The organism is Paenibacillus sp. PK4536, assembly GCF_028594455.2.
Classification (GTDB): domain Bacteria; phylum Bacillota; class Bacilli; order Paenibacillales; family Paenibacillaceae; genus Saccharibacillus; species Saccharibacillus nuruki.
Map to the genome: position 1 here is coordinate 324,014 of NZ_CP126313.1, position 17,418 is coordinate 341,431.

The 17,418-nt window shown below is 39.5% G+C and carries 14 protein-coding genes; 1 reads left to right on the plus strand and 13 read right to left on the minus strand.

All coding sequences use genetic code 11. The features are described from left to right. The 11 genes from cyoC to def form a co-directional block, all read right to left on the minus strand. On the minus strand, positions 1–621 hold the full coding sequence (cyoC, locus tag PO903_RS01630) for a cytochrome o ubiquinol oxidase subunit III (RefSeq protein ID WP_137225574.1): 621 nt from the start codon (positions 619–621) through the stop codon (positions 1–3). After that, complete coding sequence (locus PO903_RS01635) at positions 621–2,597, minus strand: cbb3-type cytochrome c oxidase subunit I (RefSeq protein ID WP_069325651.1); 1,977 nt, start codon at positions 2,595–2,597, stop codon at positions 621–623. The genes cyoC and PO903_RS01635 overlap by 1 nt, the downstream gene beginning before the upstream one ends. A gap of 68 nt (positions 2,598–2,665) precedes the next feature. Continuing rightward, positions 2,666–3,697, minus strand: coding sequence for a cytochrome aa3 quinol oxidase subunit II (gene qoxA / locus PO903_RS01640; RefSeq protein WP_069325652.1), 1,032 nt, complete (start codon positions 3,695–3,697; stop codon positions 2,666–2,668). Positions 3,698–3,983: 286 nt separating this feature from the next. After that, complete coding sequence (locus tag PO903_RS01645; protein ID WP_069325653.1) at positions 3,984–4,253, minus strand: hypothetical protein; 270 nt, start codon at positions 4,251–4,253, stop codon at positions 3,984–3,986. 355 nt (positions 4,254–4,608) lie between these two features. Further along, a complete protein-coding gene (locus tag PO903_RS01650; RefSeq protein ID WP_273592436.1) occupies positions 4,609–7,026 on the minus strand; it encodes a glycoside hydrolase family 95 protein in 2,418 nt (805 codons plus the stop codon). A 98-nt stretch (positions 7,027–7,124) separates the two neighbouring features. Next, positions 7,125–8,816, minus strand: a complete 1,692-nt coding sequence (locus tag PO903_RS01655; RefSeq protein WP_137225580.1) for an ABC transporter substrate-binding protein — start codon at positions 8,814–8,816, stop codon at positions 7,125–7,127. A gap of 100 nt (positions 8,817–8,916) precedes the next feature. Then, the gene (locus tag PO903_RS01660) at positions 8,917–9,819 is read right to left on the minus strand and encodes a carbohydrate ABC transporter permease (RefSeq protein ID WP_069325656.1); all 903 of its coding nucleotides are present in this window, start codon (positions 9,817–9,819) and stop codon (positions 8,917–8,919) included. Positions 9,820–9,850: 31 nt separating this feature from the next. Further along, positions 9,851–10,831, minus strand: coding sequence for an ABC transporter permease (locus PO903_RS01665; RefSeq protein WP_137225582.1), 981 nt, complete (start codon positions 10,829–10,831; stop codon positions 9,851–9,853). A gap of 241 nt (positions 10,832–11,072) precedes the next feature. Further along, positions 11,073–12,608 carry a response regulator transcription factor gene (locus PO903_RS01670; protein ID WP_273592437.1) on the minus strand — a complete coding sequence of 512 codons (1,536 nt, stop codon included), beginning with the start codon at positions 12,606–12,608 and terminating at the stop codon, positions 11,073–11,075. Positions 12,609–12,631: 23 nt separating this feature from the next. Continuing rightward, the gene (locus PO903_RS01675) at positions 12,632–14,410 is read right to left on the minus strand and encodes a sensor histidine kinase (protein ID WP_273592438.1); all 1,779 of its coding nucleotides are present in this window, start codon (positions 14,408–14,410) and stop codon (positions 12,632–12,634) included. Between the two features lie 253 nt (positions 14,411–14,663). Next, positions 14,664–15,239 carry a peptide deformylase gene (def, locus tag PO903_RS01680; RefSeq protein WP_069325660.1) on the minus strand — a complete coding sequence of 192 codons (576 nt, stop codon included), beginning with the start codon at positions 15,237–15,239 and terminating at the stop codon, positions 14,664–14,666. Between the two features lie 326 nt (positions 15,240–15,565). On the opposite strand from def, the gene PO903_RS01685 reads away from it, so the two are divergent. Then, on the plus strand, positions 15,566–16,033 hold the full coding sequence (locus PO903_RS01685; RefSeq protein ID WP_273592439.1) for a MarR family winged helix-turn-helix transcriptional regulator: 468 nt from the start codon (positions 15,566–15,568) through the stop codon (positions 16,031–16,033). Positions 16,034–16,111: 78 nt separating this feature from the next. On the opposite strand, the gene PO903_RS01690 is transcribed toward PO903_RS01685, so the two are convergent. Continuing rightward, complete coding sequence (locus tag PO903_RS01690; RefSeq protein WP_069325662.1) at positions 16,112–16,429, minus strand: thioredoxin family protein; 318 nt, start codon at positions 16,427–16,429, stop codon at positions 16,112–16,114. Positions 16,430–16,580: 151 nt separating this feature from the next. Then, positions 16,581–17,354, minus strand: coding sequence for an alpha/beta hydrolase (locus tag PO903_RS01695; protein ID WP_137225588.1), 774 nt, complete (start codon positions 17,352–17,354; stop codon positions 16,581–16,583). Positions 17,355–17,418 lie beyond the last annotated feature (64 nt).

Here is a 17,418-nt window from a genome sequence, read left to right on the forward strand (position 1 = left end):
TTACATCACCCCCAACAAGTAGACGACGGATAGCAAGAAGATCCATACCGCGTCCAAAAAGTGCCAGTACAAGCTGATGACGTTAATCTTACCGCGTGTCACATCAGTGATTCCACGACGTGACAATTGAATAATCAATAACAACATCCAGACGAGACCAACTGAAACGTGAAGTCCGTGAGTCCCGACAAGCGTAAAGAATGCACTCAGGAATGCACTTGCAGAGATTCCGTGTCCTTCTTCAATCAATTTCACGAACTCAGTGACTTCAAGCCCGATAAATGCCGCACCTAGAACAAAAGTAACGATCAACCAAGAAATCAGTTGTTTAACATTTCCTCTGTTCATAGCAAGTACAGCAAGTCCACTTGTGAAACTACTTGTTAACAAGATAAATGTCTCAGCAATAACGCCTGGCATTTCGAATATTTCTGCACCACCGGGACCACCGGCAGTGTTTTTATGAAGAACTACATACGTTGCAAATAATGTACCGAACAAGATAACGTCGGTAATTAGGAAGATCCAGAAACCAAGAAGTTTCATTTCTTGCGGATCGTGATGCCCGTGGTCATGACTATGATCATGGTCGTGACCATGCTGTGATACAGCTTGTGCCATTAGACCGTCCCCCTTATCGATGCTTCCGTCTTCTCAATTTCTTCAACTGGAATGTAATAGTCGGTGTCGTATTGGAACGAGCGAGCAATCATACAACCTGCTACACCAATCAGACCAAGAACCGCCATCCATGTCCATAAGAAGACAAAGCCGAATCCGGCAATAAAGAAGAATGTTGACATTATAATTGGAATCGAAGAGTTTTTCGGCATATGAATTGGTGCATATACAGGTTTCGGCGGATTCTTCGGAAGCTTACCAGCCGCACGACGCTGTTTCTCAACCCATAGCGGATCTCTACTATCCACAACTGGAACCACTGCAAAGTTATACTCTGGTGCAGGAGAAGGAATACTCCATTCCAAAGTATGAGCGTCCCAGATATCGCCAGTCGTATCGACTTCACGATGTTTGATACTGTAAGCAATTTGTAGAACTTGGAACAAGAACGCAACACCCATCAAGTATGCACCCATAGTGGATACAACGTTTAATGGACCCCAGCCAGTGTCCCAATCAAATGTACTAATACGACGAGTCATACCCATTAGACCAAGCAGGTATTGAGGCATGAAACATACATAGAAACCAATGTTCCAGAACCAGAATGCCCATCTACCTAATGTTTCGTTCAGTTTGAAACCGAACATTTTTGGCCACCAGTAGTACATACCAGCAAAGTAACCGAATACTACACCACCGATAAGAACTTGGTGGAAGTGAGCAATAAGGAAGTAACTGTTATGATACTGGAAGTCAGCAGGAGCTACAGACAATAGAACCCCTGTCATACCACCGATAATAAAACATGGGATAAATCCGATCGTCCAAAGCATCGGTAGATCAAACCTGATTCGACCGCGATACATCGTAAACAACCAGTTAAAGATTTTAACCCCTGTTGGAATAGCGATAAGCATCGTAGATAATGCGAAGAACGCATTAACATCTGCGCCGGAACCCATCGTGAAGAAGTGATGCGCCCAGGTAAAGAAGGATACGAATGCAATAATCAACATGGCGAATACCATGGATGTGTAACCAAATAGCTTTTTACGTGAGAATACGCTGACGATTTCGGAGAAAATACCGAACGCCGGTAATATAACAATGTATACCTCAGGGTGACCCCACATCCAGATCAAGTTGATATACATCATCGGGTTACCGCCACCATCGAGTGTAAAGAAGTGAGCCCCCGCAAACCTATCAATAAACAATAATGCTAGTGTAACAGTCAAAATTGGGAAAGCGAAAATGATAATGACACATGTTGCAAATACAGACCATGTAAACATAGGCATCTTCATAAATGTCATGCCTGGAGCACGCATTTTGATAATCGTTACTATGAAGTTAATACCTGTTGCAAGTGAACCAATACCTGAGATCTGAATACCCCAGATGTAGAAGTTCTGTCCAGGTCCTGGATTAAATTGTAGTTCTGATAGCGGTGGATAACTTAACCATCCTGCATCCGGTGAACCACCGATAACGAAAGATAAGTTAAATAACATTGCGCCCAAGAAGAACAACCAGAAACTTAGTGCGTTCAAGAATGGATAAGCTACATCGCGTGCTCCTAATTGAAGAGGCACCACGATATTAAAGAGACCGAACATAAATGGCATCGCCATAAACAGGATCATAACTACGCCATGCGTGGTAAAGACCTGATTATAATGTTCAGGATGTAAAAATTCGAGATTTGGGAATGCGAGTTGAGTACGCATCATAATGGCATCCACGCCGCCACGGAACAACATCAAAATCGAAGCAAGAATATACATGATACCGATTTTTTTGTGGTCAACTGTTGTTAAATAATTACGCCACAACCAGCCCCATTTTTTGAAATAGGTGAGTCCCACAACGATAGCAATCATCGCAAGTCCGATAGATACATCTGCACCGTAAATTAGTGGGTCGCCGGTGACGAAAAAGTCAGATGCAAAATCTTTAATTTTCTCGAGCATCGGGGAGCTCCTTTCCCTGTCTTTTATGTCACACGCTACGGTACAACTAATTTCAAATAACTTTGAACTTAATTGCTAGTATTCGTGTCCGTGCTTTCTTGATCGTTCATTTCCATACCATCATGCTCATTGGTTCCCATATCACTTTGTCCTTCTTCACTTTCTTTCTCATTGATCTGAGTTGAAGGAGTGGTATGAGTAGCACGATCTTTACCGCCTGCCAAACCACCTGGCAAGTATTTGGTTACGAGTTGTTGGAACAATCCTTCTGGGAATGCAGAGAACGTCTGTTTGTCAGCTGTTCCTGGAACCGTTAGTGATTGGTATGTTTCCATACTCATAGGTTTAGACTCGGTTTTAACTTTATTCACCCAAGTCTGATATTGCTCGTCAGATACAGCATTCACATCGAATCTCATTTGGGCAAAGTGCTCACCACTGAAGTTAGCACCTGATCCAAAGAATGTTCCTTGATGATCAGCTTGTAGATACAATGTCATAGCCATACCCGACATCGTATAAATTTGTCCACCAAGTTCTGGAACCCAGAATGAGTTCATAGGTGCATCAGAAGTCAGTTCAAATCGTACAGGTGTATCTTCTGGAATCGTAATCGAGTTCACAGAAGCGATACCTTCTTCCGGGTACATAAATAACCATTTCCAGTCCATAGATGCTACTTGGATTGTAATAGGTTGCTTCTGTGATTGAATCGCTACAGAAGGTTCTAATGCATAGGTGTAACGAACAGTTACAATACCAAGTACAGCAATAACGATGATTGGAATCCCCCACCAGATGGTTTCAAGTTTGGTGCTGTGGTTGAAATCCGGATCGTATTTTGCCTTTCTACCTGGTTTGTCACGGTATCTCCACACTATAACAAAAGTGAGTATTGTTACCGGAACAATAACAATGGCAGTTAGAATCGTTGAAATCACGATTAGATCTCTTTGTCCTGCTGCAATAGGTCCTTTCGGATCGAGAACAAAGTAATTGTGGCTACCTGCATAAAGCGCCCATACTGTCAAAGCCAGTGACAGAACCGACACAATAATCATAACCCACATCATAAGACGAGAACCCGGTTTTTTGTTCATCTTAATCCCCTTTCTCACATAACGTTTAAGACGTTCATAATATTGAAACCACACATTTCTATGTTAACACTAAGTGTGCTATTTGCGTATCCATAGAAGGTGTAAATTCCACATTTTTTTGACTTGTTAACAAATCTGTCAATTTATTAACAGGTTATCGTGAATCTTTTCACATTATTTATATATTATCATATTGTGATTCCGTAAAAAAGCCCCTTTAAGAACTAATTCTTAAAGGAGCATGTATTTAATTGAAAAAGTTAACGTTCTGTTACAAAAGATACGATTAATCGTCGTTGATACTTTCTTTTCCTTCTTCATTACGCACTTGCATTGAACCGATCGATTTACCAATAAAGTAGATAAACACGCTACCTACTACACATCCGATCCCCATCATCAGTCCAGCATTGTTATCGTTAAAAGGTTGGATATTCAAAATAATCGTTACTACACCCACAGCAAAAGCGATCCAACCGATGATCGTTAGCAAACGAGTTAATCCACGAGCATTTTTTCCGGGTGAATTTGAACGGCCTTTTGTATTTGTCGCCATGATTAAAGCACTCCCCTCTTCATGTTAGTAGCCATAGTGACTCCAAATGTAGGAGCACTTTACCAATTACGTTGCTAGGTTATAGTATCTATTACCACAATTCACCCTTTTTGATTCGGTATTCATTCATATTCTTTTAATTTCTCTTTTATTTCTTTGAAAATATAAACAAATCGTGAATATTCTTATAGAAAAAAGCCATATTCTCTGCTTTGAACAGAAAATATGGCTTTTTTTCTCGATCTCATCATTATAATAATATTTTCATATTTAATAAGAATATATTTATATATAGAAGGAAAAAGATAAATAAGCGTCATATTCATTGATTTTGACAACGAATAAGTTGCGATATTTAGCTATTTGCTATCAATCTATAACTTCTGCCCGCTTCAGCAGTAAACTCCAGTACAAAGTCATGTTGTGAATGATTCGGTTCAGTAACCGTACAAGCAGTCAACGGATCATCTAATTGCAAAGCCGTAGAACTCACTAATCGACATGTTCCATGAAACGGTGATTCTACTGTGACTTCAAGCAATTCTCCTTGATGCCAGCTCATATCAACAATATATCCACCACGCGCACGCAGCCCTTTGACTTTACCTTTATTCCATACTTTTGGCAAAGCAGGGAGTAGATGCAGTTCTTGCAAATGGCTCTGTAGCAACATTTCAGCAATACCTGCTGTTCCACCAAAATTACCATCTATCTGAAATGGAGGATGAGCATCAAATAAATTGGGATATGTAGAACGTGCCAGTAATGTACTTACAAATTCATGAGCCGTCTCTCCATCTAATAGACGAGCATAGAGATTAATTAACCATGCACAACTCCAACCTGTATGTCCGCCACCATGCTGAATACGTCGTTCCAGCGAGACACGCACAGCTTCTACAAGCTCAGGAGTCTGATAACGATTGATCTCATTGCCGGGATAAAGACCATACAAATGAGATACATGGCGATGCCCTGGCTCGTGCTCTTCATAATCTCGATACCATTCTTGCAACTGACCATGACGACCAATATGAAAAGGATATAGGCGCTCAGAAGCCTTTTGGAGTGTGATTGCCCACTCTTGATCGACTTCTAGCAATGCTGTACTGGTAATACAATGCTGAAATAATTCACGGATCAGAGTCATATCCATAGTTGATGCCGCTGATGTACTGCATGGTTCACCTGTTGCGGTCAGAAATTTATTTTCAGGTGAAGTGGACGGAATCGTCACGAGATAGCCTTGACGATCTTCTACTAACCAATCAAGCGCAAATTGTGCAGCTTCTTTGAGAATGGGATAAGCAGAATCACGTAAAAAGTCCAAATCTCGATTGTATTCATAATGCTCCCACAAATGGGCACATAACCAGATGCCCCCTAATGGCCAAAATGCCCAGCTTGCATCGCCTTGGGTCGGTACAGCTAGTCGCCAGAGATCACTATTGTGATGTGTCGTCCAACCTTTAGCCCCATAGTGTACTTTCGCCACTTCTTGACCACTCTGACTCAGATCTTCAATCATTCGGAATAACGGCTGATGACATTCAGACAACTGACATACTTCAGCAGGCCAATAATTCATCTGGGTATTGATATTGGTTGTGTAATCACTATTCCACGGTGCTTGGACATGTTCATTCCATATCCCTTGTAGATTAGCAGGCTCACTTCCGGGGCGCGAAGACGCAATTAACAAATATCTTCCATAATGGAAATAAAGTGCTTCTAATGCTGGATCATGACGATGTTGTTGATACTGCTGTAGCCGTTGATCCGTCGGTAATTCATGATTGACAACAGAAGTGGAAGTCTCTTGAGCTTGTTCCTCGCCTAATTCTAACTCTACACGGTTAAATAGACGGCTGTAATCATCGACATGCTGTTGTAACAATGATTCGTATCCAATACTTCCTGCTTCATTGATAAACGCTAGACTTTCTTCGGACAAGATACGTCCACTGCTTCCAGAGGGCTTATCGTACCCTTCAAAATCAGTTACTATCGACAATACAATCATGATTTCATGAGCATCTTGAATCCATAATTGCTCCTCTTGAGCCTGAATACGACCATGATCCAGATACACTTTGACCCCCATATGAAAATGAATACCATGTTCTGCTTCGGCATCATAGTTGTACGGTGGTTCATACTGGCGATAATCTTCAATACTTGGTAAGCAATATCCACTTAAAGATAATTCATGATCTTGTGTATAGATTCGATGAGGTTGCACACTATCTAAGCGCACACGGATATTCAGTGGCTGCTCTCCATGAGTACGCAAGCGGTAGACCATAACTTGCTGCGGATAGCTGACAAATACTTCTTTTTCTATATATTGTCCATCTGCTTGCCATGAAGTACGAGTTAGAGCTTGATCTAATAGTAGCTCACGTCGGTAATCTGTAATCACAGGTTCATCGGAAGAATACTCGAGATCCACCCACAGATCACCAGCCGGTTGATACCCTTCTGTATCTTGCCCTAACATTTGAGTATTAATGATCGACTGTGCTTCTTCTAATCGCTCATCCAGAATAAGTTCTCGTACTTTGGACAATTGAGCTAGACTGCTTCTGTTGATTGTCTCACGAGGCTTACCTGACCATAATGTATCTTCATTTAATTGAATACGATCATGCTGGATTCCTCCGAATACCATTCCACCCAGACGACCATTTCCAATAGGCAACGCTTCTTCCCAGAGTTGTGCAGGTTGGTTGTACCATAGTTGCCATAATGGCTTGCTCTGTTGATCGATCATATTTTGACCTCCCTATTCAATTCATACATAAAGGGGCTTCGTGAATCCGAAGCCCCTCTTGTTATAGTGTTACCTTTTTTGTGATGTGTAGTTCCTGTTTATTTGGCAGCTACAGGTTTACTCCACAATTCAACCGTATCTTTGATTAATTGTGTATACGATGCTTCCATTTTTTTCATCGGTTCTGTACTTAGCTCAGCAACCATTTCATCATAAACAGTATCAAACTCTTCTGGAGAAGCTAAGATTGCTTCAGGAATACGTTTGCGAACAATATCTTGTCCTTTTTGGAAGTTTACTGTGTACTCTTGATCATCTGGTGCTGGTAAGTTATAAGCCGCACCCCATGGTTTAACAGGGAATTCATCTTTTTGTGGGAAGATATCTTTCCATGTTGTTGCACCATAAGCTTTTAATGTTTCTTTTTCAGCAGCAGTGTAACCAGCAATGATTTGTTCAGGGAAGTTGGTAGTGTAGTAGTTACCTGTTGAATCTTTTACTCCATCTCCATAATGAACACCAAATGCAGTATATCCACTGACACCCGTTGTTTTAACAAAGTTCGTGTTGTCGTTGGTTTTTTTATCTTGAACATCCGCAGGAATAACGCGTTTGCCATCTTTCATTTCATAGTGCTTACCTTCGATACCCCATTGATTCAAGATTTGAGCTTCATCAGAAGACATCCAATCTAAGAATTTGATGATACGAATAGGATCTTTAGCAGATGTTGTAATCCCTACACCATAACCTACAGGTGCTCCGATATCTTGGAAAGAACGATCTTTTGTTTCTGTATTTAACTGTACAGGATAATGACCGTATGTGCGTTCAGGCATACCTGAAGATTTCAAAGCATTTTCAGCTTGTTGGTAATCCCAATCCTGATCGATTAGACCTAGAACACGTCCACTCGCAATTTTAGAATTGTATTGATCTGTTTTTTGTGTGAACGTCTCAGGATCTAACAAACCTTCGTTATACATATGGTTTAACCAGCGGAAGTATTCTTTTTCTTCTGGACGTTTGTAATGAAGTTGTGCTTCATACGTTTCAGGATTGATATAGAATTCTCCATCATCCGGTGCACCTGTCGCTAAGAAACCAGGGTTTGTAACCGTAATCATAATTTTCCAATCATCAGCATTCAATGACAACGGAATCGTTGGTTGTCCATTGATTGTTGGATGTTTTTCTTTGTAATCTTTTAATACCTTTTCGAAATCTTTAACAGTTTCGATTTTAGGATAGCCCATTTCTTTCATCACAGCATGTTGAACTTCAAATCCACCACCTGCGTCAAAGCTTGTTTGGCCTACGCCAGCATTGGTTGGCAATACATAGATCGAAGGATCTTCTTTGCTGTATTGTAGACGAGCAAGGTCATCTCCATATACTTTTTTGATATTTGGACCATATTTATTAATAAGGTCAGTCAGGTCAATCAATGCCCCTGCTTCGACTAATTTGGTAATTGAACCTTTAGGGAAGATCATATCTGGATACGTACCTGAAGCCGTCATCAAAGCAATTTTCTGTGTACCTCCGCCACTTACATCGTACTCGGCATTGATTGTAACATTGGTTGCTTTTGTGATTTCTTTACCTACTTCGTCTTGCATACCATTCCACGTTGGGTTCGCATCAGAACCAAAAAATGAAATCGTCATCGGTGTAGATACATCAGATGTTTCTGTTTCTACTGGATCTGAACTTCCACATGCAGTGACACTCGCAAGTGCAACCACTAATAGTGGAGCTAAAGCATATCTGAATAATTTTCTCGGCATTAAAATTGCCTCCCTTTTGAATATAGATATTACTTTGATCATAGAGCAGGTTAGAAAACACTATATGCTAAGGTGGTGAGACACCACCCGATAGCCAACATTAAGCTTTAACAGCACCCAGTGTCATACCGCTTACAAAATACTTTTGCAAGAACGGATACACAGCCAAGATCGGTAACGTTACTACAATCGTGATCGCCATACGAATCGATTCTGGTGAAATACTTGCCATTTGTTTTGCCATATCGTTTGCGTTGACTGCACCACTTTGTTGTGTACTTTGTTGCAATACTTTCATCAACTCGTACTGTAGGGTAGTCCATTCTGGACTGCTTGCATTATACAGATACGTATCAAACCATGAGTTCCATTGTCCAACAGCTAGGAACAAGGCAATCGTAGCTAGTACTGGCTTACATAGTGGCAAAATAACTTTCCAATAGATTGTAAAATCATTCGCTCCGTCTAGCTTCGCTGATTCTTGTAGTGCGTATGGTAAGCCATCGATAAAGGAGCGGATAATAAATACGTTAAATGCACTGACGATACCAGGTAATACATAGACCCAGAATGTTCCGATCAAGTGCAAATCTCTCATCAACAAGAACGTAGGCACAAGACCAGCAGTCACATACATCGTTAACGCTAGAAATGTAGAAATGAATTTACGAGCTTGAAAATCGACCCGACTTAGTGTAAATGCCAGCATCGAAGCACTAAGCAATCCAAGTATAGTCCCTACAATTGTTCTGAGTACCGAGATCCATGCCCCTGTTAACAATCCTTGATACTGGAAAATAGTTGCATAGTTCTCTAAAGTGAACGCTCTCGGGAAAATATGAATACCGCCTCGAACCGTATCTGTCGATTGATTTAACGAAATAGCCAGTACGTTCAAGAAAGGATATAACGTGACTATAAGTACCATTAACATCACTATCGTGTTACAAATATCGAATATTTTATCGCCTCTGGTCGCATTAAATGCTTTGTTTGCTGCCATGGTCGCTCGCCTCCTTTTGAATACGAATTATTTACATAATGCTTTCTTTGGTTGTTTTCTTGAAAATTCCATTAGCTGTAAACAACAAGATAATACTAATCACCGAGTTGAAAATACTAATAGCTGTACCGTAAGAATAACGGTTCATTTCCAATCCATATTTCAACGCGTATAAGTCAAGCACTTGTGAATAATCCTGTACCAAATTGTTACCGAGCAAGAATTGCTTCTCAAAACCGATACTCACCAAATGTCCGATCGACATAATCAACAGCACGGTAATCGTGGTGCGCATACCTGGAAGTGTAATATGCCACATCTGACGGAAGCGTCCTGCTCCATCTACACGAGAAGCTTCATACTGTTCCTGGTCAATACCCGTGATAGCTGCAAGATAGATAATCGTGTTCCAACCCATCTCTTTCCAAATATCTGAAGCGGTTACAATTCCCCAGAACCATTTGCCCTGAGCCATAAATTGAATCGGTTGATCTATAATATGCATCGATACTAATAGTTCATTGACAATACCACCATCAGTCGATAACGATTTGGTTACAATACCTGCTACAACGACCCATGATACAAAGTGAGGAAGATACGAAACGGTCTGTACCGTTCTTTTGAAAAACATCCCTTTCACTTCATTAAGCAAAATAGCGAAGATTACAGGAACAACGAATCCAAAAATCAGACCCATAAAGCTCATCGCTAACGTATTGCGGAGAGCTAAGTAAAACTGCTGATCTGCGAATAAGGCTGTAAATTGATCAAATCCAACCCACTTCTGATCAAAAAACGATTTGGCTGGCTTATAATTCTGGAAAGCCATGGTCCAGCCCCACAAAGGAACATAACTAAAAATAAATGCCCAGATCACAAACGGCAGTGACATCAGATAAAGATATCTTTGCTGTTTAAATAATTTCCAGAAGCCGCCGCCTCTTTTGATCGTTGTTTTGGATACTTGCTCTCCCTTTTTAGAAGAAGCACGCTTGGTTGTTGTGTCCATAATACAGTCCACCTTCCTATAATCGATCATTCATCCCTTTCGGGTCCGCTTCTTCATCCCTATTGTCATACGACTTAGGGGTATATACCGATTATAAAAGAAAGCGCTTTCTATTTATACCTTCTAAATTATACATAAATTCATATAAAAATTAGATATCGCTTACATTACCAGTTTGAAAGTAAACTTATCCCTCCATAGCTTGTCCAAAATAGATTAAACACCCCCTGCTAATTAGTGATTAGGAGTCTGTACTTTCTTGATCTCGATAAGCAGAAGGAGATATTCCTGTATATTTTTTGAATTTACTATGGAAATAATCAACATTTGCATAGCCAACTTGTGAAGCTACTTTATGCACTTTCATTCCTTGTGCCAACAATGATTTGGCTTGCTCTAACCGTACCTGATCTAGAAAATGGTTAAATGACTCACCCGTATGGGTTTTGAACATTTTGCCAAGATAAGCACTATTGTAGTTAAAAATTTCAGCCAGCAGTTCAAGCTTGAGATTGTCACTGTAATTACGCTGGATAAAATCAGTCATCTGCTTCATCACCGATTCATGAGTCCCATGGTTGATCGACTGTAACAATTGATCTAATCGACTCACTACCAGAGCAATCATCTGTTTGGTTGTAGATACAGCATACAATTCAGGAATCAAAGATAGACATTGTTGTACAGCCGATCCTGAACCTGGCACACTAGCAGGTAATCGACTAAGCGCCAGCGATAACACATGAGAACACAAGCTTTTTACTTCACGTTCGGATAAGCGAGCTTTCCAACATACATCACACAATTCATTCAGTACACGTTCTGCCGCAGCTAGATTGCGAATATCGACAGTGTAATAAAGACGATCTGACCATTCTCCTGCTAACGGAGCTTCAGCACTGGATTCTTCTTTTTTCCAGATTTCAGCCAGTTCTTTCGATAATACGCCATGATCATCAGACCAGAATCGTTGCCCCATAAAAGATAATGCTTCTTGATAGATGGAACGAAGATCCTCCTGATCGCTAACCACATCACTTGCTCCTAGATACATTTCAGGTTGAGCATGTAGCAGTGACCATAGCTGTTCTTTCAATTGTATTAATTCATGATTTTGGACATACGGTTTTTCGGTAAGTAGCCCGATATAGTGACCTGCTCGAAAAATTAGACGATGATGTTGATCGGAAGTACAATCTGAGAACTTCTGCAATTGAGCAAATAATTGAATACTTTCCTCACCATGCAAATGGCAAAACTCCAATATAATCATTTGGTAACGTTCCCAATCTAGATCAAGTATGTCCTCTCCTTGTTGAGAAGCAGAAGAAGATCCTAGAAATTGTTCTACTTTTTCATATAATGGTGTCTCAGGAATATGAACAATCATATCTTGCTGTTGCCGATGAAGAGATCCATACACACGGCGTAATTCATCTTGCATCTCATCTTCATCAACAGGCTTGAGTAAATATCCATCGACCCCGTATCCAAGTGCTTTACGTGCATACTCAAAGTCTGCATGTCCGCTCAAAATCAAGAAATGAGCATGTTGATACTGTTCTCGGATCTGTTCAATCACTTCCAGCCCGCTCATCCCCGGCATACGAATATCCATAATCGTCAAATCTGGTTTCCAACGCTCAAATTTTTGTAGTGCATCTCGTCCATTTACCGCAGCATCCACTACTTCAAATCCAATCTCGTTCCAATTAATAATTGTTTTTAGTCCTTCACGAATCGCCGGTTCATCATCTACGATCATTACTTTAAACATTATTTATTGCCCCCTGACTTTATTCAATCTGTTGCTGGTATTTTAAATGAGATTTGAGTGCCTTCTCCGATCATACTTGAGATATGAAGTCCATAGGACGCACCATAAGACAAAATCAAGCGCTGATGCACATTGCGTAGTCCGATACGATCGCCTTCCTGACTTTCATCCACTTTAAGAGAATTTTTGACCCATTGTAATCGTTCCTCTGATATTCCTGTTCCATTATCGATCACATCAATCATGACATCATGATCAATACGCAGTGTACGAATAATAATCAGTCCACCATTTTCACGGCTTTCCAGACCATGAATAATCGCATTTTCGACAAGTGGCTGAATAATCAGCGGCGGAATCGCTACATCTTTGGTCTGAGGATCAATCAGTAACTCATAATTCAATCGTTCGCCAAATCGGAACTTTTGAATTTCCAGATATGATTTAATTAATTCCATTTCACCTTGTAAGGTGGTATTTTTCATACCAATTTCTAAATTATTACGAATCAATTTGCCCAGTAAACGTACAATATAAGCGATTTCTTGCTCTCCGCGAATATGAGCTTTCATTCGGATCGATTCTAACGCATTAAATAAAAAATGAGGATTGATCTGACTGGCTAACATTTTAAAGCTGATTTCTTTTTGACTGACTTCAAGGCGAGTATTACGTTCATTGGATTCATATACTTGATCCATCAATGTCCGTATACTGACTACCATATCATTGAATTTACGTGATAATTGACCGATCTCATCGGCTCCTGCAATATGAGAAACCACTTTAAGGTCGCCCGTACCTACTTTGTTCATTTGACGGCTTAGACCGGATAGACGGCGTGTAATCAGGCGAGAGATCAAGTATAAGAACATTAATCCTGTACATAAAATTAACACCAGTAACCCAGTACCAATAAGAATAATACGATTCGAGTCTCGAACAATACTTTCATTCGCAAAGACTGAAATGATCTTCAAGCCATTGTCACTGCTTTCTGGCATCACTTCATCGACAACAATATTGGACAGTTGTCCTTTGACACTGCGTTCATAGATTCCTTTACCTTGTAGATCTGTTCCAATCCCTAACTCGGGGTCACCTAACGTTTTGCCGATTAAAGACACATCTTTAGCAGCGACTACATACCCGCTGTTATCCAGAATCATCGTCTCAAATGGCTCTGCACTCAATATCGAATTAAGATACGATTGGCTAAGTTCAATCACTAACACACCATTGGTTGTATAGTCAGTAAAATTAATTTTGCGTACCAGACTTAATTTTTTGGTCTCACTAATCTCCACATCATTGCGATAGATCCAGTTGATTTTGCGACTATTGATAGCGGTCTGATACCATTTACTATCCCGTACTTCACTATTTACTTTCATAAACTCCAAGTTATTTTGAATCGTATTATTAGTGGTATAGAATCGGATTGCTGAGATTTCAGAGTATAAGCGTAGATATTCTTGAAATTCTTGATAATTATTGTAAGCCACCACAAGATCATATACTTTGGTGTACTTTGTATTGACTACATCGCTAAGTCTGGAATCAAATAATAACTTATTGGAAATATCGATCGGTACACGTAACATCGTATCCATCTGGTTTTTGACACGTTCTACATTATTAGTGGTCTGTGCAATCGCATTGTCCAAAGCGGATTGTCTAAAATAATCGACTACAACCCCACCTATTCCCAATATAGGAAGCGCAACAATAAAAATGTATGCAAAAATCAATTTGTTTTTTATTTTCACATTATTAATTCGTTCAATAAACGGCTTCCACATGACTCACCCTACTTTCTACAACATCTGTTTGCCGTTTTAGATAAAACGCTTACAGAAATCAGAATCATACCATACTTTGAGATTTTGTTTCGTTCTATTTATCATATCATATAACGAATTTAAAAAGACTGCCTTCATAACAGCAGTCTTTTCACCGATATAATAATAACTTAGTTTATTAATAATATTAATCCATTTTCATCCATAATATCCAACGGTGTGTTATAATAAGAACATATAACCGCAATCTTCATTACAGTGGGCGGATAAATTCGACATCTGGCAAGCGGTTAGGATCTTTTTTATCCATGTGATCATAGAACATCACACCGTTCAAATGATCTAATTCATGCTGCATCACCACAGCTGCAAAACCTTTTAGCTTCAAAGTAAACGGCTTACCCTCTGGATTAAATGCTTTAATTGTTATTTTCTCATATCGTGGTACGAACCCTTCTACATCACGATCAACTGACAAGCATCCCTCTCCATGCTCAAGATATACCATTGCTGTTGAATGGCTCACTAATTTGGGATTACAAAAAATATATTCCAGTTGACGATCTTGATCATCCGTAAAGTACACAACAAACACTCTTCCATTCCAACCAATCTGGTTAGCTGACAATCCAATGCCCGGACGTAGCCCGTATTTTTCGGCTAACTGTTCATCCTGTGATTTTTTTAGAAATTCCATCATTCGATTCGCGCGTTTTCGATCTTCTTCTGATAATGGAAGTTTGACAGGATCGACCACTTTCCTCAAAATCGGATCACCTTCACGCACAATTTCATCCATGGTTATAAAAGAAAGTGAAGAATTATTCAATGTATAGCAGCCACCTTTATGATTTGTAATAGATTGGTCATCACACCAAATGATAGCCAAATACAATATTTTTAGTTTTAATTATAAAAAATGTTCAATTTTACGTCAATGATAACGTTTACTTGTCTCAATCTGTCGAATTTGCATTGACGATAGTATGGTAACAAATTACTATAATGTTAAGGAAGTTTTAAGAATGTTCGAAACCTTAGTATCTTTTTCATATTTACTTTCGTTTTTTACTGTTAATTGTTGTTGTATAGTGCAGTATGCAACGATAGTTAATTAAGAGTTTTATTTATATATATCGAAGGAGGATTTACAATTTGGAAACGTCTAATGAACTTCTCAAAAGTTATTTAACACTTGTGGATCGTATGCCACGTATTATGGAACTTCCCACCTTGATGAGACAACTTAAGTCCAATGCTACAGAAGTGTATATCCTACACTTCTTGCTAGCAAACGGCAGTCAATATGGTACAGACATTGTCCGGGCAACAGGTCTGACTACTAGTGCCGTTACACAAATCTGCGATAAGTTAGGACAAGAAGAGTTGATTGAACGTACACGATCCGATCAGGATCGCCGATATGTGAGTATTTCGATCACCAGTAAAGGTGAAGAAGCACTAGATGGCATGTACAAAATCATGTCTAATAAATTAGTTGAAAGTATTCGTGGTCTAAGTGATGATGAGGCTCATGAATTGTTAGGGCATTTCAGAAGTGTGGAACATTTGATTATGAAGCGTAAAGATTTAACGGTAAATGAATTATCTGTACAAAGCTAATTATATCTCTGTAGCATTATAATATGTATATAAAAACGTCCGAACGGAAATTATTCCATTCGGGCGTTTTTGTGTGTCTTACTCTACAGTTGCTAGATATTCAGCAACTTGGGTGGGTGTTTTAGCAAATTTACTATGCAAATGAGCGATTTTCTCACCATTGCGATATACCAATAAACTTGGGATACCTCTTACTTCATTTTGCTCTGCCAAATCTTGAAACTTCTCAGCATCCATGGCAAAAAACTGCTTATCGTTATTTTTTTCGATAATATCGACCATAAAACGATCAAGCGTTTTGCAATCCGGGCACCAGTTGGTATCAAATTTGATCACAGTCAGGTCATCACCATTAATCAAATTGCGGTATTGATCTTCCGATTCTATTCTTTCCATTAGGAAGTGAAGCCTCCTTTAGATTTAGGATATTAAAAAGCAACAATAACTAAATATAATCTCTTAATATGAAGATGTTGCTATCTTTATTATCTGCTCTTTATGCCTATTTAGCAAGAATAGTATATGATCACTGGATTAAAAGGATTCATTATTTCAATAAACCGACTGTTTTTTTATCAAATAACCAGCCCATCAGATCAGGAAAACGCTGATAAAACGTTTCTGGATCATGATCATCACCTTTGATGCGTTCAAAGTAGAAATGTGATGCTGGAATATTATTTAACAAAATATCCACTGCTTCATCTGTACAGGTCTGAATCAAGCGCTGACGATTCGCTTTGCCTACACCTTCTAGATTGCCTAGATCCATATAGATCCGCAGATCAGAAGATAAATGCTGACGCTCTCTCATAAATTCGATAAAGCCTTCATACCAGAGCGAAGCCGACATTAATCCGATTCTACCAAATACATGTGGATAGACATAAGCGGCAAATAAAGACACCAGACCACCCAAAGACTTACCCACAATCCCTGTCATCTCTGGACGATCATCTGTATAAAAGTGCTGATCAATCCACGGTTTGATCTCATGGACAATCATATTCAAATATTCAGTTGCTCGTCCGCCAAAATCCCCATGACCCAATCCCGGATAAAGAGCACGTGCATACCACGGCGTATATTCAACCAGAGGATCATATGCAGCAATCCCTACTAGAATTAATTCAGGTAAAGTTCCAGCAGCAAAGCGTTGTTCTAAATTATATAATGTCCCGTTCAATACCAAATCAAATACATCTCCACCATCATGGACATATACCACTGGCAACGGATACGATGCTTTATCATAAGAAGGTGGTAAATAAATCAGCAAGTCTCTACCTGCGTACATTTCTGTAAAAAGTGTTCCCCGCATACGACTCTCTCCCCCTACTGATAATGATTATCAATTAGTATACCAAATGATTGAGAAGATGACA